This is a genomic window from Pseudomonas sp. SJZ080 (assembly GCF_007828295.1).
Lineage (GTDB): Bacteria > Pseudomonadota > Gammaproteobacteria > Pseudomonadales > Pseudomonadaceae > Aquipseudomonas > Aquipseudomonas migulae_A.
Genome location: NZ_VIUK01000010.1, coordinates 169,579 through 195,858, shown reverse-complemented (window position 1 = coordinate 195,858; position 26,280 = coordinate 169,579). Strand labels below are relative to the sequence as shown.

General features: G+C 59.7%; 27 protein-coding genes. 8 read left to right on the top strand and 19 right to left on the bottom strand.

Going from position 1 to position 26,280, the window contains the following annotated elements; all coding sequences use genetic code 11:
• Positions 1-43: 43 nt before the first annotated feature.
• Positions 44-646 carry a glutathione transferase GstA gene (gene gstA / locus FBY04_RS15720; protein WP_084319074.1) on the top strand — a complete coding sequence of 201 codons (603 nt, stop codon included), beginning with the start codon at positions 44-46 and terminating at the stop codon, positions 644-646.
• A gap of 120 nt (positions 647-766) precedes the next feature.
• On the opposite strand, the gene FBY04_RS15715 is transcribed toward gstA, so the two are convergent.
• The 4 genes from FBY04_RS15715 to FBY04_RS15700 all read right to left on the bottom strand — a co-directional run bounded on the left by FBY04_RS15715 (position 767) and on the right by FBY04_RS15700 (position 4,423).
• Complete coding sequence (locus FBY04_RS15715; RefSeq protein WP_145315750.1) at positions 767-1,780, bottom strand: ABC transporter substrate-binding protein; 1,014 nt, start codon at positions 1,778-1,780, stop codon at positions 767-769.
• Positions 1,777-2,310, bottom strand: coding sequence for a sigma-70 family RNA polymerase sigma factor (locus tag FBY04_RS15710; protein ID WP_145315749.1), 534 nt, complete (start codon positions 2,308-2,310; stop codon positions 1,777-1,779). Before FBY04_RS15710 ends, FBY04_RS15715 begins: the two co-directional genes overlap by 4 nt.
• A 242-nt stretch (positions 2,311-2,552) precedes the next feature.
• Positions 2,553-3,344 (bottom strand): phosphate/phosphite/phosphonate ABC transporter substrate-binding protein, encoded by a 792-nt coding sequence (locus tag FBY04_RS15705; RefSeq protein WP_145315748.1) that lies wholly within the window; start codon positions 3,342-3,344, stop codon positions 2,553-2,555.
• A gap of 137 nt (positions 3,345-3,481) precedes the next feature.
• On the bottom strand, positions 3,482-4,423 hold the full coding sequence (locus FBY04_RS15700; protein ID WP_145315747.1) for a fatty acid desaturase: 942 nt from the start codon (positions 4,421-4,423) through the stop codon (positions 3,482-3,484).
• A gap of 404 nt (positions 4,424-4,827) precedes the next feature.
• On the opposite strand from FBY04_RS15700, the gene FBY04_RS15695 reads away from it, so the two are divergent.
• A complete protein-coding gene (locus tag FBY04_RS15695) occupies positions 4,828-5,244 on the top strand; it encodes a GNAT family N-acetyltransferase (RefSeq protein WP_084319064.1) in 417 nt (138 codons plus the stop codon).
• 121 nt (positions 5,245-5,365) lie between these two features.
• Here the strand turns inward: FBY04_RS15695 and def are convergent, their stop codons facing one another.
• The 3 genes from def to FBY04_RS15680 form a co-directional block, all read right to left on the bottom strand.
• The gene (gene def / locus FBY04_RS15690) at positions 5,366-5,905 is read right to left on the bottom strand and encodes a peptide deformylase (RefSeq protein WP_145315746.1); all 540 of its coding nucleotides are present in this window, start codon (positions 5,903-5,905) and stop codon (positions 5,366-5,368) included.
• On the bottom strand, positions 5,902-6,858 hold the full coding sequence (locus FBY04_RS15685; protein ID WP_084319061.1) for a YihY/virulence factor BrkB family protein: 957 nt from the start codon (positions 6,856-6,858) through the stop codon (positions 5,902-5,904). Before FBY04_RS15685 ends, def begins: the two co-directional genes overlap by 4 nt.
• A 171-nt stretch (positions 6,859-7,029) precedes the next feature.
• Entirely contained in the window at positions 7,030-7,221 is a 192-nt protein-coding gene (locus FBY04_RS15680) for a CsbD family protein (RefSeq protein ID WP_017340413.1), read from the bottom strand.
• 200 nt (positions 7,222-7,421) lie between these two features.
• On the opposite strand from FBY04_RS15680, the gene FBY04_RS15675 reads away from it, so the two are divergent.
• Positions 7,422-7,799 carry a hypothetical protein gene (locus FBY04_RS15675; protein ID WP_007996168.1) on the top strand — a complete coding sequence of 126 codons (378 nt, stop codon included), beginning with the start codon at positions 7,422-7,424 and terminating at the stop codon, positions 7,797-7,799.
• Between the two features lie 168 nt (positions 7,800-7,967).
• On the opposite strand, the gene fadD1 is transcribed toward FBY04_RS15675, so the two are convergent.
• Both fadD1 and fadD2 read right to left on the bottom strand, forming a co-directional pair.
• Positions 7,968-9,668, bottom strand: coding sequence for a long-chain-fatty-acid--CoA ligase FadD1 (fadD1, locus tag FBY04_RS15670; protein WP_084319059.1), 1,701 nt, complete (start codon positions 9,666-9,668; stop codon positions 7,968-7,970).
• A 277-nt stretch (positions 9,669-9,945) separates the two neighbouring features.
• The gene (gene fadD2 / locus FBY04_RS15665) at positions 9,946-11,634 is read right to left on the bottom strand and encodes a long-chain-fatty-acid--CoA ligase FadD2 (RefSeq protein WP_145315745.1); all 1,689 of its coding nucleotides are present in this window, start codon (positions 11,632-11,634) and stop codon (positions 9,946-9,948) included.
• 227 nt (positions 11,635-11,861) lie between these two features.
• Here fadD2 and FBY04_RS15660 point away from each other — a divergent pair, with 227 nt between their 5' ends.
• Together FBY04_RS15660 and FBY04_RS15655 are read left to right on the top strand one after the other, a co-directional pair.
• The gene (locus FBY04_RS15660) at positions 11,862-12,806 is read left to right on the top strand and encodes an alpha/beta hydrolase (protein WP_145315744.1); all 945 of its coding nucleotides are present in this window, start codon (positions 11,862-11,864) and stop codon (positions 12,804-12,806) included.
• A 41-nt stretch (positions 12,807-12,847) separates the two neighbouring features.
• Positions 12,848-13,318 (top strand): MaoC family dehydratase, encoded by a 471-nt coding sequence (locus FBY04_RS15655; protein ID WP_084319053.1) that lies wholly within the window; start codon positions 12,848-12,850, stop codon positions 13,316-13,318.
• A 50-nt stretch (positions 13,319-13,368) separates the two neighbouring features.
• Here FBY04_RS15655 and FBY04_RS15650 read toward each other — a convergent pair whose 3' ends face one another.
• The 4 genes from FBY04_RS15650 to FBY04_RS15635 form a co-directional block, all read right to left on the bottom strand.
• Positions 13,369-14,226 (bottom strand): HlyD family secretion protein, encoded by an 858-nt coding sequence (locus FBY04_RS15650; protein ID WP_145315743.1) that lies wholly within the window; start codon positions 14,224-14,226, stop codon positions 13,369-13,371.
• Between the two features lie 10 nt (positions 14,227-14,236).
• Positions 14,237-14,443 carry a DUF1656 domain-containing protein gene (locus tag FBY04_RS15645; protein ID WP_145315742.1) on the bottom strand — a complete coding sequence of 69 codons (207 nt, stop codon included), beginning with the start codon at positions 14,441-14,443 and terminating at the stop codon, positions 14,237-14,239.
• Positions 14,430-16,418 carry an FUSC family protein gene (locus tag FBY04_RS15640; protein ID WP_084319048.1) on the bottom strand — a complete coding sequence of 663 codons (1,989 nt, stop codon included), beginning with the start codon at positions 16,416-16,418 and terminating at the stop codon, positions 14,430-14,432. Before FBY04_RS15640 ends, FBY04_RS15645 begins: the two co-directional genes overlap by 14 nt.
• 212 nt (positions 16,419-16,630) lie before the next feature.
• A complete protein-coding gene (locus FBY04_RS15635) occupies positions 16,631-17,098 on the bottom strand; it encodes a PA2169 family four-helix-bundle protein (protein WP_084319046.1) in 468 nt (155 codons plus the stop codon).
• A 203-nt stretch (positions 17,099-17,301) separates the two neighbouring features.
• Between FBY04_RS15635 and FBY04_RS15630 the strand changes: the two genes are divergently transcribed.
• Both FBY04_RS15630 and FBY04_RS15625 read left to right on the top strand, forming a co-directional pair.
• Complete coding sequence (locus FBY04_RS15630; RefSeq protein ID WP_003213031.1) at positions 17,302-17,538, top strand: DUF3820 family protein; 237 nt, start codon at positions 17,302-17,304, stop codon at positions 17,536-17,538.
• Positions 17,539-17,547: 9 nt separating this feature from the next.
• Positions 17,548-18,729, top strand: coding sequence for an aminotransferase class V-fold PLP-dependent enzyme (locus tag FBY04_RS15625; RefSeq protein WP_145315741.1), 1,182 nt, complete (start codon positions 17,548-17,550; stop codon positions 18,727-18,729).
• 2 nt (positions 18,730-18,731) lie between these two features.
• Here the strand turns inward: FBY04_RS15625 and FBY04_RS15620 are convergent, their stop codons facing one another.
• The 4 genes from FBY04_RS15620 to zwf all read right to left on the bottom strand — a co-directional run bounded on the left by FBY04_RS15620 (position 18,732) and on the right by zwf (position 22,575).
• Entirely contained in the window at positions 18,732-19,457 is a 726-nt protein-coding gene (locus FBY04_RS15620; protein WP_145315740.1) for an intradiol ring-cleavage dioxygenase, read from the bottom strand.
• 265 nt (positions 19,458-19,722) lie between these two features.
• On the bottom strand, positions 19,723-20,388 hold the full coding sequence (locus tag FBY04_RS15615) for a bifunctional 4-hydroxy-2-oxoglutarate aldolase/2-dehydro-3-deoxy-phosphogluconate aldolase (RefSeq protein ID WP_017340425.1): 666 nt from the start codon (positions 20,386-20,388) through the stop codon (positions 19,723-19,725).
• 17 nt (positions 20,389-20,405) lie between these two features.
• The gene (pgl, locus tag FBY04_RS15610; RefSeq protein WP_084319040.1) at positions 20,406-21,119 is read right to left on the bottom strand and encodes a 6-phosphogluconolactonase; all 714 of its coding nucleotides are present in this window, start codon (positions 21,117-21,119) and stop codon (positions 20,406-20,408) included.
• Complete coding sequence (gene zwf / locus FBY04_RS15605) at positions 21,106-22,575, bottom strand: glucose-6-phosphate dehydrogenase (RefSeq protein ID WP_084319038.1); 1,470 nt, start codon at positions 22,573-22,575, stop codon at positions 21,106-21,108. Before zwf ends, pgl begins: the two co-directional genes overlap by 14 nt.
• A gap of 226 nt (positions 22,576-22,801) precedes the next feature.
• Between zwf and FBY04_RS15600 the strand changes: the two genes are divergently transcribed.
• Complete coding sequence (locus FBY04_RS15600) at positions 22,802-23,662, top strand: MurR/RpiR family transcriptional regulator (RefSeq protein WP_173667542.1); 861 nt, start codon at positions 22,802-22,804, stop codon at positions 23,660-23,662.
• A 142-nt stretch (positions 23,663-23,804) separates the two neighbouring features.
• On the opposite strand, the gene FBY04_RS15595 is transcribed toward FBY04_RS15600, so the two are convergent.
• Positions 23,805-24,659 carry a D-hexose-6-phosphate mutarotase gene (locus tag FBY04_RS15595; RefSeq protein WP_084319036.1) on the bottom strand — a complete coding sequence of 285 codons (855 nt, stop codon included), beginning with the start codon at positions 24,657-24,659 and terminating at the stop codon, positions 23,805-23,807.
• A 153-nt stretch (positions 24,660-24,812) separates the two neighbouring features.
• Positions 24,813-26,159, bottom strand: a complete 1,347-nt coding sequence (locus FBY04_RS15590; RefSeq protein WP_084319035.1) for a carbohydrate porin — start codon at positions 26,157-26,159, stop codon at positions 24,813-24,815.
• Positions 26,160-26,280: the final 121 nt, after the last annotated feature.

The following is a 26,280-nucleotide window of genomic DNA, read 5'->3' as shown; positions in this document are numbered from 1 at the left end:
CGCACTATGACACTGGCGAAAACCCCGAACCAGAGGCCTGCCGATGAAGTTGTATTACGCCCCTCACGCTTGCTCGCTCGCACCGCACATTGTGCTGCGCGAACTGGACCTGCCCTTCGCGTTGATTCGCGTCGATAACCGCACCAAACGGACCGCCAGCGGTGCCGACTTCCTCGCCATCAACCCGAAGGGTTACGTCGCGGCGCTGCAACTGGACAACGGTGAAGTGCTGACCGAAGGCCCGGCGATCCTGCAGTACCTGGCGGATCTGCGACCCGAGGCGAACCTGGCGCCAGCCCAGAGGACGTTCGAGCGGGTGCGGTTGCAGGAGTGGTTGAACTTTGTGTCGACGGAGATTCATGGCGGACTGGGGTGGTTGTTCAACGCGCAGTTCCCGGAGGAAGTGAAGGCGCTGATCAAGGAGAAGCTGTTCAAGCGGTTTGCGGTGTTGTGCCAGACGCTGGAGCGGCAGGATTATTTGCTGGCGGGTGGGTTCAGCATTGCCGATGCGTATTTGTTTACGGTGTTGCGGTGGGCTCCGTTGTTTTCGATTGATTTGAATGAGTGGCCGGCGTTGGTGCAGTTTCAGGCGCGGGTTGATGAGCGGCCGGCGGTGAAGGCGGCATTGGCCGCGGAGTTGGTGTAAGGCTTTAGACCCATCGCGAGCAAGCCCGCCCCCACATTTGATCGCTTTCTTTCAGGGAGAACTCGGTTAAATGTGGGAGCGGGCTTGCTCGCGAACGCGGTGGAACAGGCGCTTAAGAAATTACAGACTCGCACTCACCTTGGTAGCCACCTCCCCCGGCACCCACCCTTTCCAGATCTGCGGCTGATCGCGCAAAAATGCTTCCGCCACCTGACGCGGTTGTTGGCGCTTTTCGCTCATCTGCGCCAGCGTCCGGTTCAGCAGATCGATCGGGAAATCGACTTTCTCGAAGAACGCCACCAAATCCGGATACTGCGTCTTGAACGGTGCGGACACGCCAATGGCCAGGCTCGCCGGCATCGAGCGCGTGCCTTTGGGGTTCGGGTTGTTGGCATCGGCCAGGGTCTTCCAGGCTTCGGCGTCGAAGGGCGGTTCTTCGAGCTTCACCAGTTTGAAGCGCCCCAACAGCGGCGTTGGCGACCAGTAGTAGAACAACACCGGTTTGCCGCGGCGGATCGACGATGCGACCTCGGCATCCAGCGCCGCGCCGGAACCGGTGCGGAAGTTGACGAAGCTGGCGGTCAGGTCGTAAGCCTTGAGTTTCTGACTGTTGACGATTTCCGAGGTCCACCCGGTCGGGCTGTTGAGGAAGCGTCCGCGGCTCGGGTCCTCGGGGTCTCGGAACACGTCCTTGTAGCGCGCCAGGTCGGCGACGGATTTCAGCTCTGGCGCCAGCGGTTTGATCCCGCGCTCCGGGTCACCCTTGATCACGTACTCCGGCACCCACCAGCCTTCGGTGGCGCCTTTGACGGTGTCGCCCAGACCAAACACTTTACCTTCCGATGCCGCCTTGACCCATGCCGGACTGCGCCCGGCCCACTCTTCGCCGATCACCTGGATATCGTTCCTGGCCAATGCCGCTTCGAGGCTGACGGTGCTGCCCGGCAACGTGTCAGTCGGGTAGCCGTAACCTTTTTCGACGATCAGCCGCAGGATCTCGGTGATCAGGCTGCCGCTCTCCCAAGTGATGTCGCCGAAGTGGATCGGCGCGGTTTTTTCAGCGGCGGGAACGTGGCTGGCCACAAGGCTAAGGGCCAGCAGCGAACTGCCGAGCAGGGTTTTGATCGATTTCATGCGGACCTCTGGTGCAAGGGTTCATTGGCGCTGTGCTGGGCGCACAGCGTTTGGGAGCGGGTCATGTAGACGCTGACCGAACGCTGGGAAATGCCCAGTTCGGCGGCGATTTGCGGGTACGTCAGGCCATCGATTCGTGACAACAGGAACGTCGCCCGGACCTTGCCCGGCAAGCGCTGAAGCGTTCGGTCGAGGCCGTGCAACGTCTGGGTCAGTTGCAGCAATTCCTCGGGCGAACTCGCTTGCGGCTGATCGAAGTGTTGCAGTTGATCGAGGTGCTGACGTTCCAGATCACGGCGACGCCAGAGTTGGTAAATCAGCCGATGGGCAATGGTGGTGAGCAGCGCGCGCGGCTCGCGAATCGGGGTCAGCCCAGGGGATTCGAGCAGTTGCGCGAAGGTTTCGGCGGCGATGTCTTCGACACTGGAGCTGGCCCCCAGACGCCGTCGCAACCGAGCGCACAGCCAGGGGTAATGGGCGCGGAACAATCCGCCCACGTCGGTGCGATGGGATAAGTCGGTGCCGGACATAGAGGCTCCAAAGGTTGGGGGTCGCTGAATGTCCGGTGGTCCGGTGACGCGAATCCTAGCAAGGAGCCTTATTCATTAATAATATTTAAAAGGCATTTTTATATGCGTTTTTGGAATTTATGTGGCGTTCGATAGATCGCCTTCGCGGGCAAGCCACGCTCCCACAGGTTCTGTGTCGTTCATCGATCCAGAGATCGACACAGAACCTGTGGGAACGTGGCTTGCCCGCGAAAAATCTTCAGTCAACGCAGGCGCCCGAACCCCAACGCCTCGGCTGCTTGTTGATAGTCGAGAACGATTTGATAGTCGCCCTCACTCGCCGGCAAAACCTCCTGCAAGCCAAGAATTCCAGCCACATCAGGCAGCTCCCGCAACGCCTCGTTCATCACCTGCCGCAGCGCCTCTGCCTGTTCATCAGTCAGCGTCGCAGCGGTGATGTAAGGCAAGGTCGGGCTGAGCGCACTGCGCGCCACCACCCGCAATCCCGCCACTTCCTCTTCGGCGTGGCGCGCGAGGTAGGCGAAGGTCACGCTATCGATGGCCGCCAGATCGGCCTGGTTTTCACGCAGCCAGCGCAGGCTCTCGCGATGGCTGCCGCTGATACCGACACGGGCGAAGAACTGTCCGTCGCGATGCAGCGATGCCAGTCGTTGACGCAGCAGGTTCATACCACTGTTGGAGTCTTCGCCGTTGATCACGCCTCGGCTGCCAAAAAAAGCGGGCAAGGTCCGGCGTGAATCATCGGCACGACTCAGCAACAGGCTGCAATGGTTGCCGCCGGTGCTGTCCGGCAGTTCGTAGCGAGGCCGGCCGATGATCCGCACCTGGCCGCGCAATGCGGTCATCAGCGGATAGCCGCAGGTTTGGGTCAGCAGTAAATGCGGGGACAGCCACAGGTCCCTTAACGACAGCGCTTCGGCGTTGCGGCGCGCAATGCCCAGACGTTCGAGGATTCGCGTCAGCCAGCGTTCGTTGGCCTGGCGGATCGGCTCTGGGGCGACGTACATGAGTAGCTCAGCGATGTCTTGAGTCATCAAATTATTCCCATACAACAAAAATCAACCGTAGGAGCCGGCTTGCTGGCGATTGCGTTCTTTCTGCCAACATTGATGTCGACTGACACACCCTCATCGCCAGCAAGCCGGCTCCTACAAGGGGAATGAGTTCGTAATCAGTGGAAGGGGTGTTTCGGGCTGTCGATCGCCTTTATCCCATTCTCACGCCACAACTGGCCATAACCCTGCACCAGAAACCCGCCGCTGCGTGCCACCCATTGCTCGCGGCGCGCGTGATAGGCACGGGGCAAGTCGTACCAGGGCAGGCCTGGCAGGTCGTGATGCACCAGATGAAAGTTCAGGTTCAGGAACAACCAGCGCCATGGCCAGCCGGCTTCGTTGAGCACGGTGCGTTGCTCCGGTTGCGCATGGGGTCGGTGTTCGTAGTAAGAGCGGATCATCGCAATCGACAGCGCCGGCACACTGATCAGCAACAGGTAATGCCACACCGGCAGCACGCTGTAGCGGGCGATGAACAGCAACATCAACAGGGTCAGTGTGCCGTGGGTCAGCCACATCAACCAGGCCTGCCGTTCGCCCGCTTTCAGACGTTGCAGCTCTTCCCGCGCCAGCGCCAGCAAGGCCAGCGGTGCACCGAGGATGAAGCGCCCGAGCACGGTTTTGTTCAGCCAGTGCAGGCTCTGTTCGAACACTGAGCTGCCCTGCCACCGCTCGGCGCTCAGGTAGCGGCTTTCCGGATCGAGACCCGGCAGGGTCAAGTCGTCGTCGCGGTGATGCAGCAAGTGGCTGTCGCGATAGAGGGTGTAGGGATACCAAACGGCGAACGGTGCGTAGCCGAGGACTTTATTCAGCGGGGTCCAGCGGGTGGGATGACCGTGCAGTAATTCGTGCTGCACCGACAACCAGAGCACCACCAATGGCATCAGCAACAGCGTGCTCCACCACACACCCAGCTGAGCACTGCCGAGCACGATGCTGAACCAACCGCCGTACACGCCGATCAGCAGCAACCAGGTCGGCCACTCGGTGCGAGCGGTCAGGCGTTGACGCAGGGTTTCGATTTCTGCTCGGTGGGCACTGTCGAAGTAATGGGGCATGGCGTTGCTCAGATCGGGGACCAGTCCCCCTCTGTGCAATGGCGCAGGGAAATCTTGCAGATTATTTTTTCGCTGTCTGTAGGAGCCGGCTTGCTGGCGATTCAGGCAACGCGGTGCCTGACACACCGAGTGGTCTGAATCGCCAGCAAGCCGGCTCCTACAGGGGGGGCGTGCGTTTCTGGCTTACCGCTTAATGACCGAACACATCCACCTTCTTGGCTTTCTTGTCCGCGCGCTTTTCATCGGCGGTTTTCGCCGGTTTCTTTTTTGCCGCTTTTTTTGAATCCATGCCTTTGGCCATGATACGTACTCCACTCATACGGGATGTGAGATCAGGTATACACCTATCGCCGGGCGCGCGTTCTTTTATAATCGCCCGCTTTGCGCCCCGACAGATCACCTCCATGCCCGACACCCAGTACACCTTGCTCGCCGAGCCGCTTTGGCCGCTGATGAACAAGTTTTATCGTGCCCATCAATCGTCGATGAAAGCGGTACGCGACGCTCAATTGTGGGTCGCCAGGCGCGACGAGATCATTGGTGCGCTGTGTTTGCGCCCGGTCTCGGGCGGACATTGGCTGACCGGCTTGTTCGTCGATCCGGCGTGCCGCGAACAAGGGATTGCGGCGACATTGATCGCCGAAGCGGTGAAAGGTCTCGAACAACCGGTGTGGCTGTTCTGCCATCCGGATTTGCGCGAATTTTATGAACGACGCGGTTTTACCTTCGATCCGGCCATGCCCTACGCCATGGTCGAACGCTTGAGCCGCTATGCGCGCAGCAAGCCGATGATTGCGATGGGGCTGGAGCCGGTCGGGTAGGCGTATGGAGATCTAATGTGGGAGCGGCTTGCTCGCGATGGCGGTGTGTCAGTCGACATCAATGTTGGCTGACACTCCGCCATCGCGAGCAAGCCCGCTCCCACAGGGTTTTGCGGTGAAATCAGTCGTCGGCGTTGGGATCGAGATCCGGGAACATCACTTCAGTGAACCCGAACTTGCTGAAGTCGGTAATCCGCGAAGGATATAACCGGCCGATCAAATGATCGCATTCGTGCTGCACCACACGGGCATGAAAACCCTCGGCGATGCGCACGATCGGCTCGCCCTTCGGGTCGAAACCTTCGTAACGAATCTGCTGATAGCGCTCCACCGCGCCACGCAGGCCGGGCACCGACAGGCAACCTTCGAACCCCTCCTCCATGACCGGGCTCAGCGGCGTGATCAGCGGGTTGATCAGAATGGTCTGCGGCACCGCTTCGGCATCCGGGTAGCGCTCGCTGTGCTCGAAGCCGAAGATCACCAGTTGCAGGTCGACACCAATCTGCGGCGCCGCCAGGCCAACGCCACCGACGCTTTCCATGGTCTGGAACATGTCGTCGATCAGTTGCCACAACTCCGGGCTGTCGAACATTTCGGCCGGGACCGGTGGCGCGACACGCAGCAGGCGCTCGTCGCCCATTTTCAGGATTTCACGGATCATTTGATGACTTCGTCAGTGTTCGGCTTGATCGAGTGATCCCGACCCAGTCCCGAAACGTGGTGTTTGTGTGCATGGGCGAGCTCGCCGGGGACCTTTTCACCAGGGTCCTTGCCTTCGCTCGACATGTGTTCGATCACCGCATTCATCTCCGCACCGAGCAACAGCACCGCCGCGGAAATATAGAAGTACAGCAACAGCACGATGATCGCGCCGATACTGCCATACATGGCGTTGTAGTCGGCGAACGTCTTGACGTAGAACGCGAACCCCAGGGAAGCGACGATCCACACCGCCACCGCCAGCACCGAGCCGGGGGTGATGAAGCGAAACTCTTGCTTGACGTCGGGCATGACGTAATAGATCAACGCCACCGCAATCATCATCAGGACAACGATGACCGGCCAGCGGGCGATCGTCCAGACCGTGACGATGAAGTCTTCCAGCCCGACCTGCGCAGCAATCCAGCCCATCACCTGCGGCCCGAGCACCATCAACGCGGCGGCGACCAGCAACATGCCGGCAATGCCGATGGTGTAGATAATCGACAGCGGAAAACGTTTCCACGCAGGACGGCCCTCCACCACATCGTAAGCGGCGTTCATCGCGCTCATCATCAGGCGCACGCCGGCCGAAGCCGTATACAGCGCAATGACGATACCGACCGACAGCAGGCCACCCTTGGATTGCTGAAGCTGGTCAATCACCGGGTTCACCTGCTCGAGCGCCTGGGGCGGCAGGACCAGTTCCGATTGCAGGCGCAGCCAGGAGAAGAAGTCCGGCAGGTGCAGGAAACCGATCAGGGCGATCAGGAACAGGATGAAGGGAAACAGCGAAAACAGCATTTGATAGGCCAACGCCGAGGCATAGGTCGACATCTCGTCGTCGACGAATTCGGTCACCGTGCGCACCATGACACGGTGCAGGCGCAGGCCTTTCATGTGTGGGAAAAACATTAGCGTCTCCTTTCGCCGCAAATTGGGTAGAAGTCGTGGCGACTCAGGGGCCGTTTTCTACATCAAAGTAGCCTACTTGGCGACTTTGAAACAATTTCAGTGTGCAAGTTCAGGCTGACACAAAAACGGCCATCCGTGGATGGCCGCTTCTGATATTTATCCAAGGCCGAATCAAGCCTTGTCGATACCCTTTTTGATCGCGTCCTTGGCTTTGCCCACTGCTTGCTGAGCTTCGCCTTTCCTTTCCTGCACGACGCCTTCGGCGCGCATTTTGTCGTTACCGGTGGCCTTGCCGACGCCCTGCTTGACGTTGCCGGCGGCTTCGTTGGCCATGCCTTTTACTTTATCGCCAGTGCTGCTCATGGTGTTTCTCCTGTGAACAATTGAACGAGAAAAGTCGTTACACAAGGATTGACCGAGGGCGTTTGCGCGGAGTTTCATTTATTTTCCCGGCGACATTTCATCGTTCCGTGCAGGTTGGGCTTTATGTTTGCCGACCAACCCCCGAGAATGCGCAACGTATTCAGGCCGTGGCGCTGAAGATCCAATCCCGTAGGAATGTTATGAAACTCGATAAAAAGCAGGCCATTGCCCGCAGAAACCAGGAACTCGGCGGTGCTGTGCTTGGCGTCAACAATTGCCATTTCACCGAATTGAACCGTAACCGCAACATCTGGTGGTTCGATATCCCGGTGGCACGCCTGGCCGTTGGTCAGTACGAATGGATTCACCTGCTGATGCACACGCCGGACACCGATGAACTGCTGCACCTGAAGGTGCCGACGGTGTTCCTGCGCGAGAAGCTCGAAGGGCTGGTCGTGCGTAACCAGGGCAAGCGTAAGGCTGCGTTGAGCCTGGAATTGAGTGCGGACAAGGATTCGTACTTGCAGGACATGCGCCCGGCGGGGACCAACGTCAATTTCGCGCCGTTCCGCTTGTAAAACAAAAGCAAAAGCTTCGCGAGCAAGCCCGCTCCCACATTCGATCGCATTCCTACTGAATGAACTCGGTCACATGTGGGAGCGGGCTTGCTCGCGAAAGCGGTCTGACAGACGCAGAATTTTTTACTGTCAGGTAACAAAAAGCCCCGCATCTGCGGGGCTTTTTATTTACGCGCCTACTTTCTTCGCGTTGATCTTCTTCAGCTCTTCATCACGCAATTCCCGACGCAGGATCTTGCCCACGTTGGTGGTCGGCAGCGCATCGCGGAACTCCACGGCTTTCGGCACCTTGTAGCCGGTGACGTTGGCGCGCATGTGCTCCATCACCTGTTCCTTGGTCAGCGTCACGCCCGGTTTGGCGACGATGAAAATCTTGATCGCCTCGCCCGACTTCTCGTCCGGCACGCCGATGGCCGCGCATTGCAGCACGCCCGGCAGGGTCGCGAGCACGTCTTCCAGCTCGTTCGGGTACACGTTGAAACCGGACACCAGAATCATGTCTTTCTTGCGATCGACGATGCGCATGTAGCCATCCGGCTGGATCAGCGCGATGTCACCGGTCTTCAACCAGCCTTCGCTGTCGAGGATTTCATCGGTGGCATCCTGGCGCTGCCAGTAGCCTTTCATCACTTGCGGACCTTTCACGCACAACTCGCCGATTTCGCCCATCGGCTGTTCAACGCCGGCATCGTCGATGACTTTGCACAGGGTCGACGGAACCGGGATACCGATGGTACCGATCTGGATGTTCTGGATCGGGTTCACTGTCGCCACCGGGCTGGTTTCGGTCATGCCGTAACCTTCGCAGATGGCGCAGCCGGTGACCGCTTTCCAGCGTTCGGCCGCCGCCAGTTGCAGGGCCATGCCGCCGGACAGGGTGACTTTCAGCGCCGAGAAATCCAGTTTGCGGAAACCTTCGTTGTTGCACAGGGCAACGAACAGCGTGTTCAGGCCGACGAAGCCGCTGAACTTCCACTTCGACAGTTCCTTGACCATCGCCGACAGGTCACGCGGGTTGCTGATCAGGATGTTGTGGTTGCCGATCAGCATCATCGCCATGCAATGAAAGGTGAACGCATAGATGTGGTACAGCGGCAGCGGCGTGATCAGGATCTCGCAGCCTTCGTTGAGGTTGGAACCCATCAGCGCCTTGCACTGCAGCATGTTGGCGACGAGGTTGCGATGGGTCAGCATTGCGCCCTTCGCCACGCCAGTGGTGCCGCCGGTGTATTGCAGCACCGCCACGTCGCTGCTGGCCGGGTTGGCTTCCGTCACTGGCTGGCCATGGCCCTTGCTCAACACGTCGTTGAACTTGACGGCCTTTGGCAAGTGATACGCCGGGACCATCTTCTTCACGTACTTGATGACGCTGTTGATCAGCAGGCGCTTGAGCGGCGGCAACAGGTCCGCCACTTCGGTGACGATGACATGCTTGACGCCGGTTTTCGGCACGACGGTCTCGGCCAGGTGCGCCATGTTGGCCAGGCACACCAGGGCTTTGGCGCCGGAGTCGTTGAATTGGTGTTCCATTTCCCGCGCGGTGTACAGCGGGTTGGTATTGACCACGATCAGCCCGGCGCGAATGGCACCGAACACAGCGACCGGGTACTGCAAGACGTTAGGCAACTGCACGGCGATTCGATCGCCCGGCTGCAAGTCGGTATGCTGTTGTAGGTAAGCGGCAAAGGCGCCGGACAATTCGTACAGTTCACCGTAGGTAATTGTCTTGCCCAGGTTGCTGAAAGCCGGTTTGTCGGCGAAGCGTTGGCAGGACTGTTTCAGCACTGCCTGAATATTCGGATACTCGTCCGGATTGATGTCGGCAGCAATCCCGGCAGGGTACTTATCCTTCCAGAAGTCTTCGATCATGGAAGCCCACTCCTCAGCAACGCGAATTCAAATACCGCATTTTGATGCGGTTATTATTGGTGTTTGATTATGGGTGAGTCTGGCTGTTGAAGCTGGCCGAGAGGTCCCAAAGCGCGCCGAGAGTAGCAGCTTTGCCAAGGGCCGACTAGAGCCAAAAGCAGCCTCTACAGTCACGTTGGTGACTCAAGAATAACAAGCAGTCATTTTAGAGCAAAGATTCTATAAGACGCTAAAAGCCCCGAAAACCGGGGCATCAAAGCAAAAGATCCATGACCGATCAGGCGATATCCCGCAGCTCCCGCCGCAGAATCTTGCCCACCGGCGTCATCGGCAACGACTCACGCAACACGATGTGCTTGGGCACTTTGTACGCCGTGAAGTTTTCCTTGCAGTAGGCCTTCAACTCTTCAAGGCTGACCCCCGACTCACGCGCCACCACAAACAACTTCACCGCCTCGCCCGAACGCTCGTCCGGCACACCAATGACCGCGCAGTTGGCGACTTTCGGGTGAGCCATCACCACGTCTTCGATCTCGTTCGGGTACACGTTGAAACCCGAGACAATGATCATGTCTTTCTTGCGATCGACGATGCGCACGAAACCGTCCGGGTCGATCACCGCGATGTCGCCGGACTTGAACCAGCCTTCGGCATCCAGCACTTCGGCGGTGGCTTCGGGTTTCTGCCAATAGCCCTTCATGATCTGCGGGCCCTTGATGCACAGTTCGCCGCGCTCGCCCAGCGGTTGCTCGATGCCTTCGTCATTGATGACTTTCAACGTCGTGCCCGGCACCGGCAGGCCGACCGTGCCGATCCGCGATTTGTCGCCGTACGGGTTGGTGCACGCCACCGGCGAGGTTTCGGTCAGGCCATAGCCTTCGGTGATGCGGCAACCGGTCAGTTGCTCCCAGCGCTCGGCGGTGGCCTTGACCAGCGCAGTGCCACCGGAGTTGGTCAGTTTGAGGCTGGAGAAATCCAGGGTCTTGAAATCCGGATGGTCCATTAACGCGACAAACAGCGTGTTAAGGCCCAGCAGGGCCGAAAACCGCCAGTTCTTCAGTTCCTTGATGAAACCGCCAATGTCTCGCGGATTGGTGATCAGCACGTTGTGGTTGCCGGTCACCATCATGCACATGCAATTCGCGGTGAAGGCATAGATGTGATACAGCGGCAGCGGCGCGATCATCACCTCCTGACCTTCGCGCAGCAGCGGCTGGCCATCGCTGCCGAACTGCCCCAGGCACGCCCGCGCCTGCTGCATGTTTGCCACCAGGTTGCCGTGGGTCAGCATCGCGCCCTTCGCCAGGCCGGTGGTGCCGCCGGTGTATTGCAGCACGGCGATATCGTTGAGACCTACGTTCAGCGGCTTGATGCCCAGGCCCCGGCCCAGGCGCAACGCGCTCTTGAAGGAAACGGCTTGCGGCAAGGAATAGTCCGGGACCATTTTCTTGACCTTGCGCACCAGGGTGTTGACCAGCCAGCCCTTGGCGGCGGGCATCATGTCGCCCATCTTCGCTTCGATCAGGTACTGGAGGTCGGTGTCGGGCAGCACTTCCTGGACTTTCTGCCCGAACACGTTCAGGTAGACCAGCGCCCGGGCACCGGAATCCTTGAACTGATGACGCATCTCCCGCGCGGTGTACAGCGGGTTGGTGTTGACCACGATCAGCCCGGCGCGCAACGCACCGAACACGGCAATCGGGTAATGCAGGACGTTGGGCATCTGCACCGCGATGCGATCCCCCGGCACCAGGTCGGTATGGGCTTGCAGGTAACCGGCGAACGCGGCGCTGTAGCGTTCCAGTTCGGCGTAGGTCAGGGTCACGCCCATGTTGCTGAAGGCCGGGCGGTCCGCAAATTTTTTGCAGGAACGCTCGAACACCTCGATCACCGACTTGTAAGCCCCTTGATCGATGTCCAGGGGTACGCCGGCCGGGCGTTTGTCATTCCAGAAATCAGGTTGCATTGTTCTTGTCCTCTTTACCTGAACCTATCCGGGGCCACTCTCTGCGCTGTCTGAAAAACAGAAAGCAAAAAGCGGAGCTTCACGGACACTAGCAGCTATGACGAAACAGGCAAATATGCCAACGCCCGTCATTGATCCTGTGAATCTTGGTGCCGTGGCGTGGCCTGATCAGACGTCTGGCGAAGGATGCGCTATACAATGCACCGAGCCCATGCAAAGGAATCGCCATGATCCACGACACCTTCTGGTTGACCGCGAGTGACCGCAGCCGCCTCTTCGTCAACCAGTGGCTGCCTGCCGCGCCGTTGAAAGCCGTGATCCTGCTGGCCCACGGCATGGCCGAGCACAGTGGTCGCTATGCCCGCCTGGCCGAAAAATGCTGTGAACAGGGTTATGGCGTCTACGCACCAGACTTGCGCGGACATGGCAAAACTGCCGAAAACGGGACTCTCGGTCATTTCGCCGATGACGACGGCTGGTGCAAGGTGGTCGGTGACCTGGCCAGCCTCAATCAGCACATCGGCCAGCAACATCCCGGCGTGCCGATCGTGCTGCTCGGCCACAGCATGGGCAGTTACATCGCCCAGGCCTATCTGCTGCATCACAGCGCCAGCCTGTATGGCGCGATCCTCAGTGGTTCGAACTTTCAACCGGTTGCGCTTTATCGCGCCGCCCGGCAAATCGCGCGCCTCGAACGCTTGCGCCAAGGACCGAAGGGGCGCAGCGCGCTGATCGAATGGCTGTCGTTCGGCTCGTTCAACAAGAAGTTCAAACCGGCCCGCACCGCGTTCGACTGGCTCAGCCGCGACCCGGCCGAAGTCGACAAGTACGCCCGCGACCCGCTCTGCGGCTTTCGCTGCACCAATCAGTTCTGGATCGACTTGCTTGGCGGCTTGCAGCAAATCAGCAAAGCGTCCAATCTCGCTCAGATTGATCCGGGCCTGCCGTTGCTGGTGATTGGCGGCGAATGTGATCCGGTGAGTGAAGGCAAGCGTCTGAAAGATCTGGCCAATGCGCTACGTGCCGCTGGCAGCCAGAGTCTGCAACTGACGATTTACCCGCAGGCACGGCACGAACTGTTCAACGAGAGCAATCGCGATGAAGTGACGGCCGACGTGTTGAGCTGGATCGCGCAAGCCCTGAGCCACCGCCGCCCACCCCGATCCGAATAGTTTTTTTGTGGTTTTTTTATTTGTCACAGGAATTGAGACCGATGACCCAGGTTACCAACACCCCTTACGAAGCCCTTGAAGTCGGGCAGACCGCCAGCTACACCAAGACGGTCGAAGAGCGCGACATTCAACTGTTCGCCGCGATGTCCGGTGACCACAACCCGGTGCACCTGGACGCTGAATTCGCCGCCGGCACCATGTTCAAGGAACGTATCGCTCACGGCATGTTCAGCGGTGCACTGATCAGCGCAGCCGTTGCCTGTGAATTACCTGGGCCGGGCACCATTTATATCGGTCAGCAGATGAGCTTTCAGAAGCCGGTGAAAATTGGCGACACGCTGACGGTGCGCCTGGAAATCCTGGAGAAGCTGCCGAAGTTTCGTGTGCGCATTGCCACCCGTGTGTTCAATCAGCGCGATGAGTTGGTAGTGGATGGCGAGGCGGAGATTCTGGCGCCGCGTAAACAGCAGACCGTCACATTGCCGAAACTGCCGGCGATCAGCATCGGCTGATCCACCGCTCCCCTGTGGTGAGGAGGCTTGCCCCCTCGCCACAGGAACTTCTACGGCCCCTGCACCTGCACACTCGCTGTCATCCCCGAACTCAAATTGATCCCCTCGGGCACTTTGTCCAGTTTGATCCGCACCGGAATGCGCTGCGCCAGCCTCACCCAGTTGAACGTCGGCTCCACCTCCGCCAGCAACTGCCCATCCGGCGTGGTGTTGCGATCGGTGATCCCGCGGCTGACGCTTTCCACCTGCCCTTGCAGCGCCTCGCCCGCACTCATCAACCAGACCTTCACCGGGTCGCCGACGCGAATCCGCGGCAGTTTGGTTTCTTCGAAATACGCCTGCACATAAAACGTTGAATCATCGATCAACGCCATCACCGGTTGTCCGGCATTCACGTAATTGCCTTGGGCCAGACGCAGGTTAGTGATGTGTCCGCTACGTGGCGCGTGGACCTGACTGCGGGCGAGGTTGAGTTCGGCGACCTTGGCTTCGGCCTGGGCTTCACGCAGTTCGCCACGAGCGATGCCGGCGTTGATTTGCGCATTCTCGCGCAGCTCGGCACTGATCGCTTGCGGCCCGAGGCTGGCACGACGGCTGGCTTCGCGCTCGCGCAGGTTGAGTTGCTGCTGACGGGTCTGCACCACCGCTTGCGCCTTCTCCAGCGCGGCTTCGAACCGGTCGCGGTCGATGCTCAGCAACAGGTCGCCGGCCTTGACCTCCTGGTTATCGAAAGCCTTGAGTTCACGCACCCAGCCCGACACATCCGGGGCGATCACCACCACGTCGGCGCGAATCCTCGCGTCCCGGGTCCACGGCGTGAGCATGTAGTACTGCCACAAATGGAAACCGGCAAAAATCGCCACCGCCACCAGGCACAGGGTAACCGCGACACGTACGGAGGTACGCATGTTCAACTCCTTATAAAGGTCCGAGGACGACGGTGATCAGGGTCAATACACAGACGTACAAAGCGCAATCGAATAACGCTTCGTGCCAGATCCAGCGACCGACCGGAGTCAGGCGCAACAACAGACGCAAGCCTGCGGTGACGAGCAGCGCCAGCAGCACATAAATCAGAAACGGACTGAGCAGCACGCCGCCCACCGACCATTCACGCAAGCCCATGGCTTTGCTCCTGTTGACGACACCAGGCGCGCCAGCTGTTCTGCAATTGCAGCACAGCGCCCTGGGCCAGTTTCACGGCATCGCTGGGCGGCAACGCGAACAAGGTTTTCAAGAATTCTTGGCTGGGTTGTTCCAAGGCATCGGCACAACGACCGCTCGGGCCTTGCTCGAGGGCTTTTTCCAGTGCCTCGAGATAGCGCCGCTGCGGCGCACTGACCGGCACCTGAGCCACCGCCAGGCTCAAGCGCAAATGCAGCAGTTCATCGCCGATGTCCAGACCGAGCAAGCCGTCATCCCAACGACTGCGCGCAGGCTCCGGTAGCTCCGGATAGTGCCGCGCCAGTTGCAGCAAACGGTCGGCCATGCGCCCGCCGAACCAGCTTTCGGCACCGCGCAGATTGCGTCGGGTCAGGCGCACCAGATCGTCGAGAGTCGCCGCGAGCAAACGTCGCCCGTGCCAGGCCGGGTTGCGCAGGATCAGCAAGTGAAACGCCAACACCGCCGCGCCGACGCCCACCACCATGGCCTGAGCACTGTTGAAGAACGTTGCGACATCGAACTTCATCGCATTGAGCGGCGAGACCAGCACGATGAAGTGCAGGCAGAACGAAGTCGCCGTGGCGCCGATCTGTGGCTTGGCCATGCCCAGCGCGCCGAAAAACAACGGCACGCCCATGCCCATGCACAGCAGCGCAAAACCACTCCATTGCGGCAGCAGAATCTGCCCGACAATAAACGCCGCCGGGATCGCCAGAAAAATTCCGCGCATGAAACTCATGCCGATCTGCGCGCCGTTCTCGCGACTGGCGAACAGGCTGCACACCACGCAAGTCAGCACCAATGCGCCTGAGGCGGCGGGCCAGGCAGTCGCCAGCCAGAAACACGACACCACCAGAAACGCCAATGCACTGCGCGCCCCGAAGACCAGCGCCAATGACAGGTCGCGGTGCGGTGCCAGGGTGCGCGGCGGGTCGACGGTTTCCTGGCCCTCCTCTACCGCACGCAATGCCGTACTCGCCGCCATCGCGGTGTCCATCAGCAGGGTGAAACGGACCAGGCAATAACTTTGCGCTGAGCTGATCCGAGGGTCATGGGACGCATCGAGCAGGCGCGGTCGCAAGGCTTGCAACGTCGCGGTATCCGGGCTGGCGAGTGCTTCCTGAACCTCGGTCATCCACGGCGCCAACTGTTCGGCTTCCAATGGCTCCAACTGCTTCCACTGCCGCCGCACCGAACGGGCGATGCGCAGCAGCATCAACAGTTTCTGACTCAGCCCGCTGATGGCCCGCGCACGTTGCCGGCCCAGTCCACCTTCGAACCAGGCGTGCTCGCGCTGAGCATCCACCGCGACGATTCGACCGAGGATTTCCAGCAGCCCTTTGCGCGCCTGACCATCGCCGGCCAACGTCGCGCGCGCGGCATTCATCCCGCTCTGCCAAGCCGCTCGCGCCTGATCCGCCAGTTGTCGCTCGACCCGCATCGGCCACAGCAAAGCACTGGCGGCGGTGGCACAGAGAATGCCCAGACAGATTTCCGTGCAGCGCGCCACGGCTTGATCGAACACCGTCAGCGGATGGGTAATGGCCGGCAACGCGATGATTGCGACCGTGTAACCGGCCAGCACAAACGAATAGGACCAGGCACTGCGCAGCAACGTCGAACTCGCCGTACACAGCCCGAGCCACAGCGCCAATGCCAGAAGAAACAACCATGGCGTCTGGGCGAACAGGCTCATGAACACCACCGACATGATCGTTCCGATCAGCGTCCCCAACAGCCGCGCCAGGCCCTTTTGCACCACCATCCCGGACAGTGGCTGAGCGACGATGAACGCCGTCATCAATGCCCAGGCCGGTTGCTCCAGCCCCCAGCGCAATGCCAGCCACAGCGCGAGGCCGCCGCCGAGCAGGGTCTTGATTGCGAACTGCAGGGCATGGCGGTCAGGCGCAAACAAAGCCTGCAAAGTGATAGGCACGTAAAGCTCTCTTGAAGGCACGGTTTAACGATTGTAGGAGCTGCCGAAGGCTCGGGCCGCGTTCGGACGATCTTTTGATCGTGCTGTTCGGCGAACTCTATACCGTCAAAAGATCGCAGCCTTCGCCCGCGCCTACAAGGGCAATTACCGTGTTAATTCGCGGGCACAAAAAAACGCCAGACTGGCTGGCGTTTCTGACAGGCGTTGCGCGCTTACGAGCGTGCGCGAGCCTGGTTACGCAGGGCTTTCACCTGATCGTGATTGCGTTGCACGCCGTGATACTGACGTTCAACCAGGTCACGGATGCCCACCAGGTTGTGCTTGTTGATTTTTTCCATGGCTTCTTTGTAAGCCTTCAGCGCATGGTCTTCACCGCGTTCGGCTTCGTTCAGCACGGCTTCTTCATCCTTGCCGGTGAACATCGCTTTCACGTCTACCCAGCGACGGTGCAGATCACCGCTGACGCTGGTGGACGTTTCCGGATCTCCACCCATCGAGCGCACGGCAGTTTGCAGTTCCGAGGCCGCAGTGGCGCAGTCGGCGGAACGTTTGGCGAACAACGATTTCAGTTCTGGGTGCTTGATGTCTTCAGCGCAAGTCTTGAACCCTTCCTGACCGTCTTTGCTGGTTTCGATCAGGTCGTTGAGTACAGAGATCGCTTCTTTATTCATGTCGGTCATTTTCAATTCCTCACGGGTTGATGAAAGATGCAATAGATGTTGCACCCTGCATGCCAGCTTCGAATTGATAATTTATTTCTTATATTTCAATTAGTTAACTTTTTAACCGCCATCTGTATCCGCGTTATTTGCATGATCTGTCAATTGGCCTGCATGCAGAATGCCTGTATTTTCCAGACTGACCGATTCAAGACGACTGACTGATGAACCCTGAAAAGCTCGAACTGCTGATTACCCGTGAAATGCCCTTCGGCAAATACAAGGGCCGCATCATTGCCGACCTGCCCGGCCCCTACCTGAACTGGTTCGCCCGGGAAGGTTTCCCCCATGGCGAACTGGGCGGCTTGCTGGCCCTGATGCAGGAAATCGATCACAACGGCCTGTCGGAGTTGCTTGAGCCTCTGCGCGCCAAACATGGCAAACCTGCCCCTCGCCACTGAGTCGTCCCCATGCCCGATAACACCCGTCGCGCCCGTGATGAAATGTTTTGGCAGACCTTTGCCGACCGCTATGCCGTCGAACCCGGCCCGATCAACCTCGAGAACGGTTACTTCGGCCGCATGTCGCGCACGGTGGTCGAGGAATACCAACGCAACATCGAACTCATCAACCGCAGCAACTCGGTGCACGTGCGCCAGCGCTTCGAACAGGGCCAAAGCCTTGCGATCGCTGCACAGCTCGCGGCACTGATAGGCGTGACGACCGATTCCGTTGCCTTCACACGCAATGCGTCGGATGCTCTGCAATCGCTTATCCGCAATTACAATCGCCTGCAACCGGGCGATCAGGTGCTGATCTGTGATCTGGAGTACGACACGGTCAAAGGCGCCATGCGCTGGCTCGCGCGCCATCGCGGTGCTGAAGTGATCGAGATCGATCACGCGCACCCCGCCAGTTTCGACAGTCTGCTGGCCACTTACCGCGAGACCTTCGCGCGTTATCCAAAGCTCAAGCTGATGGCGCTGACCCACGTCACTCACCGCACCGGGCTGGTGATGCCAGTGAAGGCCATTGTCGCTGCCGCCAAAGAACACGGTATCGACGTGATCCTCGATGGCGCTCATGCACTGGGCCAGATCGAATTCAACCTTGATGACCTCGGCGTCGCGTTCGCCGGTTATAACCTGCACAAGTGGATCGGTGCGCCGCTGACCCTGGGCTTCCTGTATATCGCTCCGGAGCGCCTGGCCGACATCGACCCGGACATGGGCGAGATGCATTTCCCGATCACCGACATTCGCGCCCGCACGCCGTACAGCACGCCCAACATCCCGGCACTGCTGACGCTGCCGCTGGTGTTCGAGGAGCATCGGGCCATGGGCGGCTCGACCGCCAAGGGCACTCGGCTCAATTACCTGCGTAACCGTTGGGTCAGCGCAGTGCGTGATTTGCCAGGCATCGAAGTCATGACCCCGGACGACCCTCGGCTGTATTGCGGCATCACGGCGATGCGCTTTACCCGGCACGCCGATCAGCAGGCAATGGCCGAACGGCTGCTCAAGGACTACAACCTGTTTACCGTGACGCGCAGCGGTGCGGCGTCTGGCCCGTGCATCCGCATCACACCGGGGCTGACCAGCACTGCGGCGCAAATGGATAGGCTGAGCAACGCGTTGAGCGAACTGCGCTGACGTCACACGGTGTACTTGTCGAAGTCCTCCGGTTTGATCTGCGATGACGCCGCGAACGTATCGATGCCGATGGTCATGTGCCCGAAAAATCCGTCTTCTTTCGAGTCTCGGCTGAGGGTGTGAACGGTCAGGGTCGAGGCTTCGCCGCCCATGGTTTCATAGAGAACGTCCTGATCGTTGGTCAGTGGTGCGACGGTTCGGCCGCTGTATTGCCGGGTGTTGAGGACCGAGCGCGAGGCTACTTCGGGGAAGTACAACTGGCCGACCCAGGCGACATGCCGCTCTTCAAGATAGTTGTTGCCAGCGGTGACTCGGACTGCCACGTGGATGTGCAGCGCGCGTCCGGCATAGAAGCCCGGATAGATCGTGGTAAAGCGTACGATGCCGTTCTGATCCGTGAACTGCCCGCCGCGCAGATACGTATCGTCGTCGGTACGCGGGATCGCGCCGATAGCGCCGTCATCGACTTCCTTGTCCGGGTCGATCTTGCTCCAGCCCGAATACGCACCACGCGCATTGCAATGCCAGATATCGACGATGGCGCCGTTCACCGGCTGCCCGGTCATCGTATCGACGATCGTCAGTTTCAGCACCAGGGGAACACCGTCCAGGCCTTCGCTGATGTTTCGTCTGATCAGTTTCGGGTTTCGAAAATAGGGGCCGGCGATCTGTTCGGGTGACAGCAGGCAAGCCGGTTGTGCGGATGTAACCAAGGTGTTGTCGTCCATGACGTTCTCTCTTCCATAAGATGAACGCAGGTTAACGCCGGACGAGCGGCGAGATGCGGTAACTATGTATCGCGTGGTGTCCCATAGGAGCCGGCTTGCTGGCGATGGTATCGACTCGGTGCATCTGACAGACCGAGTCGATACCATCGCCAGCAAGCCGGCTCCTACGGAAAATGGTTTTTCGTTGGGCAAAAAAAAACGGTGCACCGACCAAGCGCACCGTTAAAGCCGTAGAACACACAACGAAGTGTCAGGTAAAAGCAGATCAGTCCAGCAGCGCCAAGGCCTCGGCGGTGCATTCCTGAATGCGGGCCCAGTCGCCGTTCTTGATCCACTCCGGATCAAGCATCCAGCTACCGCCCACGCACATCACGTTTTTCAACGCCATGTAGCTCTTGATGTTGGCCGGGCTGACGCCGCCGGTCGGGCAGAATTTCACTTCGCCGAACGGGCCGCCCAGGGCTTTGATTGCTGCGACGCCGCCGCTGACTTCCGCCGGGAACAGTTTGAAGCGGCGATAGCCCAGGCCGTAGCCTTCCATGATGCCCGAGGCGTTGCTGATGCCCGGCAACAGCGGAATCGGGCTATCGACGCTGGCTTCGAGCAAGTCACGGGTGATGCCCGGCGTGACGATGAACTGCGAACCCGCCGCTTCAGCAGCGGCCAGCATGTGGCGATCGAGCACCGTGCCGGCACCGGTCACCAGCTCCGGACGCTGCTCGCGCAGGATCTGGATGGCCTTGAGGCCGAACTGCGAACGCAGGGTCACTTCCAGGGCTGTCAGGCCACCGGCCGCGAGGGCGTCGGCCAGCGGCAGCACGTCCTGTTCGCGAGCAATGGTGATCACCGGCAGAATCCGCGCCTTGGCGCAGAGACTGTCGATCAGGGCAACTTTGTCCGCCATGGAAACGGTCGGGGATGGGGTTGTCATAGCGGCTGTTCCTTGGCTCATGGGCACCAGTAAATCTCTAACGTAGGTTGCAGAAACGCGCGAATCGGCATGGCGGCGACATCGTCACCGGCCAATGCGGCACTCAGGGTGGTCAGCTTGGACTGACCGGAAATCGATAGAACGGTGTGTTTGGCCGAGGCCAGCAACGCGCGACTCATGGTCAGGCGCTGATGCGGCACGGTCGGTGCCAGCATCGGGTAGCAACGACGCGTGCCGTCGACTTTCAAGGCGTCGGCCAGGTTCGGGCTGTTCGGGAACAACGACGCGGTGTGGCCGTCGTCGCCCATGCCCAGTACCAGCACGTCGATAGCAGGCAACTCGGCGAGCAACCGGTCGGCTTGCTCGGCCGCTTGATCAAGGTTGGCGCTGGCGCTGTACAGACTCAGGAACTGAGCCTTGGCCGCCAGACCTTGCAACAGGTAACGCTTGAGCAGACCGGCGTTGCTGTCGGCGTGTTCCACCGGCACCCAACGCTCATCGGCCAGGGTCACGACGACCTTGGACCAGTCCAGCTTCTGCTTCGCCAGGTTCTGGAAAAACGCCACCGGGCTGCGTCCACCGGACACCACCAGCGTCGCGGTCCCGCGAGCGTCGATAGCGTCACTCAGTTGCTTGGCCACTTTCAGCGCCAAACCATCGGCCAGCAGCACCGGGCTCTTGAACTCATGGGCGCTGACGCCCTGAGGCAGTTTCAAATCAGATATCGCCATACCACGACCTCCCGTCCCGCGTGATCAGAGCAATGGAGCTCATCGGCCCCCAGGACCCTGCCGCGTACGGCTTGGGCGCATCACCGGATTTCTTCCACCCGGCGATCAACTGGTCACACCACTTCCACGCGGCTTCGATTTCATCTTTACGGACAAACAGGTTCTGATTGCCGCGCATCACTTCCAGCAACAACCGCTCGTAGGCATCGGGAATCCGTGCGCTGCGCCAGGTGTCGGAAAAATTCAGCTGCAACGGACCGCTGCGCAGCTGCATGCCCTTGTCCAGGCCTTGTTCTTTGGTCATCACGCGCAAGGAAATGCCTTCGTCCGGTTGCAGGCGGATAATCAGCTTGTTGCTGATCTGCAGGCGCTGCTCCGGGGCGAAGATGTAGTGCGACGGTTCCTTGAAGTGGATGACGATCTGCGACAGTTTCTGTGGCATGCGCTTGCCGGTGCGCAGATAAAACGGCACGCCGGCCCAACGCCAGTTGCGGATGTCGGCACGCAGGGCGACGAAGGTTTCGGTGTCGCTCTGGGTGTTGGAGTTCGGTTCTTCGAGGTAGCCCGGCACCGGTTTGCCTTCGCTGTAACCGGCGATGTACTGGCCGCGCACCACTTGGGTGGTCAGGCCTTCCGGGCTGATCGGCGCCAGTGCCTTGAGCACTTTGACTTTCTCGTCGCGGATGCTGTCGGCAGACAGGTCGGCCGGCGGGTCCATGGCGATCAGGCAGAGCAGTTGCAGCAGGTGATTCTGGATCATGTCCCGCAGCTGACCGGCCTTGTCGAAGTAGCCCCAGCGGCCTTCGATGCCGACCTTCTCGGCCACGGTGATTTCCACGTGGGAGATGTAATTCTGGTTCCACTGGGTTTCGAACAGGCTGTTGGCAAAACGCAGGGCGATGAGGTTTTGAACGGTCTCTTTGCCCAGGTAGTGGTCGATGCGGTAGGTGCGGTTCTCCGGGAAGAACTGCGCCACGGCGTCGTTGACCTTGCGCGAGGATTCGAGGTCCGAACCGATGGGTTTTTCCAGCACCACACGGGTGTTCTCGGCCAGACCGACCTTCGCCAGGTTCTCGCAGATCGCACCGTAAACAGCGGCCGGCGTGGCGAAGTAGGCGATCACTCGCTGGGCGCTGCCGGCCATTTCCGCCAGGGCCACATAGTCTTCGGACTTGAGGAAGTCGACGTGCAGATAGGTCAGGCGGGCCAGAAAACGCTCGACCACCGCTTCGTCCAGCTCTTTGGCGCCGACGTAGCGGCGTAGCTCGGAAGCGATGAACGCCAGATGCTCCTGCTCGCTGCCGGGCTCACGGGCCAGCGCGATGATGCGCGTCTCCTCGTGCAGCAGGCCTGCGCCATCGAGTTGATAAAGGGCAGGAAACAGCTTGCGCAAGGCCAGATCGCCAAGGGCGCCGAACAAGGCAAAGGTGCACGGTTCAACCGTAATCGAAGGCATGATGTTTGTTCTTTTATCAAGTTAAGCTACAAATACCTTTTTTCAAGGCATCGCTCAAGAGAAAATGTAGTAATAACCACAACATTTTCGCAAAATGCAGATTCCGAGTGGTGGTCGGTCGGAGCCATCAGTAGGATAGGCCACCGCTTGGGGCCGCATCAAAGGCCCAATTTGCATAGCCGAGCCCTTATTTGCATTGCAAAACCTAGGAAATCATATGGACCGCGTGCGAAATTTACTGGAACAGATCCAGAATCGCCTTGAAGACCTGAACAAGGCGGAACGCAAAGTCGCCGAAGTGATCCTGCTCAACCCAGAGCAGGCCACCCGGTTCAGCATCGCTGCCCTCGCCCAGGCCTCCAAGGTCAGCGAACCGACAGTGAACCGTTTCTGCCGCTCGTTCGGCGTCAGCGGCTACCCGGAGCTCAAGCTTCAGCTGGCCCAGAGCCTGGCCAGTGGCGCCGCTTATGTCAGCCGCGCGGTCGAGGCCGACGATAATCCGGAAGCCTATACCAAGAAGATTTTCGGCAGCGCCATCGCGTCATTGGACAGTGCCTTGCAGGCGCTGGACCCGAACCTGATCAGCCGCGCCGTCGACCTGTTGATTCAGGCCCGGCAGATCCACTTCTTCGGCCTCGGCGCCTCGGCCCCGGTGGCACTGGATGCGCAGCACAAATTCTTCCGCTTCAACCTGGCAGTCACCGCCCATGCCGATGTGCTGATGCAACGGATGATTGCTTCGGTGGCCCACACCGGCGAGCTGTTCGTGATCATTTCCTACACCGGCCGCACCCGCGAACTGGTGGAAGTGGCGCGCATCGCCCGGGAAAACGGCGCCTCGGTGCTTGGGCTGACCGCCGAAGGCTCGCCGCTGGCCAAGGCCAGTACGCTGAGCCTGAACATTCCGCTGCCGGAAGACACCGACATCTATATGCCGATGACGTCGCGGATCATTCAGCTCACCGTGCTGGACGTGCTGGCGACCGGCATGACGTTGCGCCGTGGCGTGGACTTCCAGCCGCATTTGCGCAAGATCAAAGAGAGTCTGAATGCCAGTCGGTATCCGATTGGGGATGAGTTCAACTGATATCGCCCGAGTTCTTCGTTGCCTGATAGGCCACCTTCGCGAGCAAGCCCGCTCCCACATTCGACCGCATTCCAACTCAAGGAACCTGGTCAACTGTGGGAGCGGGCTTGCTCGCGAAGGGGTCGGCGGCCACACCAAAAAATCATGCCCCCACCCGCGCCTGCAAACTCAGATGAGCCTTCTGCCCCGGCGCCAGGCTCAGGCTATCGGTCCCGCCACTCGCCGCTTCCACACAGACAAACTCGGAAATCTCGTTCCAACTGACGCCCAATAGTGGACGCGTCCCGGGATGCCAGACCACCGTGTCCGCATCATCCCCGGTATCAATGCACAATTCCCGCTGCCAGGCGTGATCCTTGAGCTGCAATTCGCCGTCATGCTGGAACACTCGCTGACAGCCACCCTCTACCCGCAACTCGCCTTCCTGCTGGCAAACCTGGCGGTTCAACTGGTCGTAACCTTGCGCACCGTCGAGCCCAGACAGCGCTACCTCACCGACGTCACCGATACGCCAATAGGCATGCAACGCCTGACTCAATTGGCACGGCAGGCTGTCCTGATGCTCGGTGCTCAGGCGCAATTCCATGCGTTCGCCAAGGTGGGCATGCAGGTCCACTTGCCAGTCACACAACTGCAGTTGCCAATGCAGGTGCACGCCCTCTTCGTCATGGCGACTGTCGAGCAGTTTCCAGTCCAGCAACCGCGCCCAGCCATGGGACGGCCACGCGTTTTCACTCGGATGCCGGCCATACCACGGCCAACACACCGGCACGCCGCCGCGAATCGCGCCGACATGCGGCCACTTCGCCGCGCACCAGAGCCAGGGTTTCTGCCCTTTGGGCTGGAAGTGCAGCAATTGTGCGCCCTGCCGACTGAACACCGCCTGACACAGGGGATGATCGATCACCAGCACGTCGCGCATCTGATAGCGCTCCCACGCAAACACCGGACGTTCGCGCAAGGATTTGAAGAAGCGTTGTAGCGGATGCTCATGCATGTGCCACGGTCCTGAAAATCATGGATGTACTCATACTCTTGTGCCCAGTGAATCCCCTCGCCACAGGTGTGCGTTGGCATACCACAAAAAAAAGCGGACAGCCTGGGCTGTCCGCAAAAATGCGCACATAGAGAGGAGCTTATCGCAACAGCGTTAGAACACCGACTGAATTTTCAGGCCGGCCACCAGCGCGTTGTCGACTTCATCCACACCGCCCGGGTGAGTGATGTATTGCAGGTTGGGACGCACGGTCAGCCAGTTGGTAACGTGGAAGCCGTAGTTGATCTCGTAGTTGTATTCAGTGTCACGCAGTGGCGCAAAGCGTGGATCTTCGTACTGGGTGACACCATTGGAGGCGTTGACCAGCTCGGCGTTTTTCTTCACGTCATCGTTGACATGGATACGGGCGAAACCGATACCGACGTCATCTTTCGGACGAGCATCGAACGGGCCCTTGTACACAAACATCAGCGACTGATAGTTGTCGACGATGTTGGTGTCCTTGTCGTGGAACGTGGCGTTGGCCGAAACGGTCAGGCCGCGGCTCTTGTCACCGTTGTGGTCGGTCAGCTGTTGTTGCGCCACGAACCAGTAGCCGGACTTGCTGCTGTGGCTGCGGTAAGCGTTGCCGCTGGTTGCCGCATCATTGCCGTTGTCGTCTTCACGAACGTCATCGGCGCTGGCCGTGCTTTTGTAGTAACCGACACGGTATTCGCCCGGCAGGTTGTTCGGGTTAGGCAACCAGACCAGTTCGACCGGCAACACGGTGCCCTTGGTACCACTGCCGCTGAGCTTGAAGCCGTTGCCGTGCTCCAGTTGCGATGGGTTCTGGTTGTAGGCGCCGATCTGCGCATAGAACTCGGGCGAGATGTTGTACTTCACACGGATCGCGGCCTGACTGACTGGCCAGTTGTACCAGATATTGGTCGCCCAGTTACCCACCTGGGAACCGCAGAACGCCAGGTTCTGGAACTCGCAAGGGAAGGTGTTGAAGTCTTCGCCTTCGCCGAAGTAACCCGCCTTGACGTCCAGTTTACCGTCGAGGAACTGGTGTTTGATCCACAACTGGGTCAGTCGGACCATGTGGCCACGACCGTAGACTTCCTGGGAAGAACTCAAGGTGCCGGCACGCGGGTCGCCGACACGATCATTGGAGATGTTCTCACCGTTACGGTTGGTCAGCTGGATCTTCGCCTGGGTGTTATCCCAGCCCCACAGCTTTTGCAGATCCAGCGCCACGCCCAGGCCAAACTGGTCGGCGTAACGCGCTGTCTTGTCATTGTTGTAGCCGCCGTGAAGGTTGCCGCCCACTTCACCGACGTAGTCCATCTTGATGTCGATGCCTTGCTCGATCAGCTTGGTCCGCTCACCACCCCAATCACCGGTCATCCATTCGGAATCTGCGCTGAACGCGTCAGCCGCGTGCACACTGCCGGCCAGCATCATTGCCGCAATCGCTGACAACTGGCAGATAAGCTGAGCGCTGTTGTTCTTCTTCATCCCTACATCCTCGTTTTATTGTTATTAACTGTTTTTATTTAACGCGGTTACATCAGTTGCGACGGATGACAGGCCACCCGCCGCGGATTCCCCCTTGCAGGAGCCGGCTTGCTGGCGATAG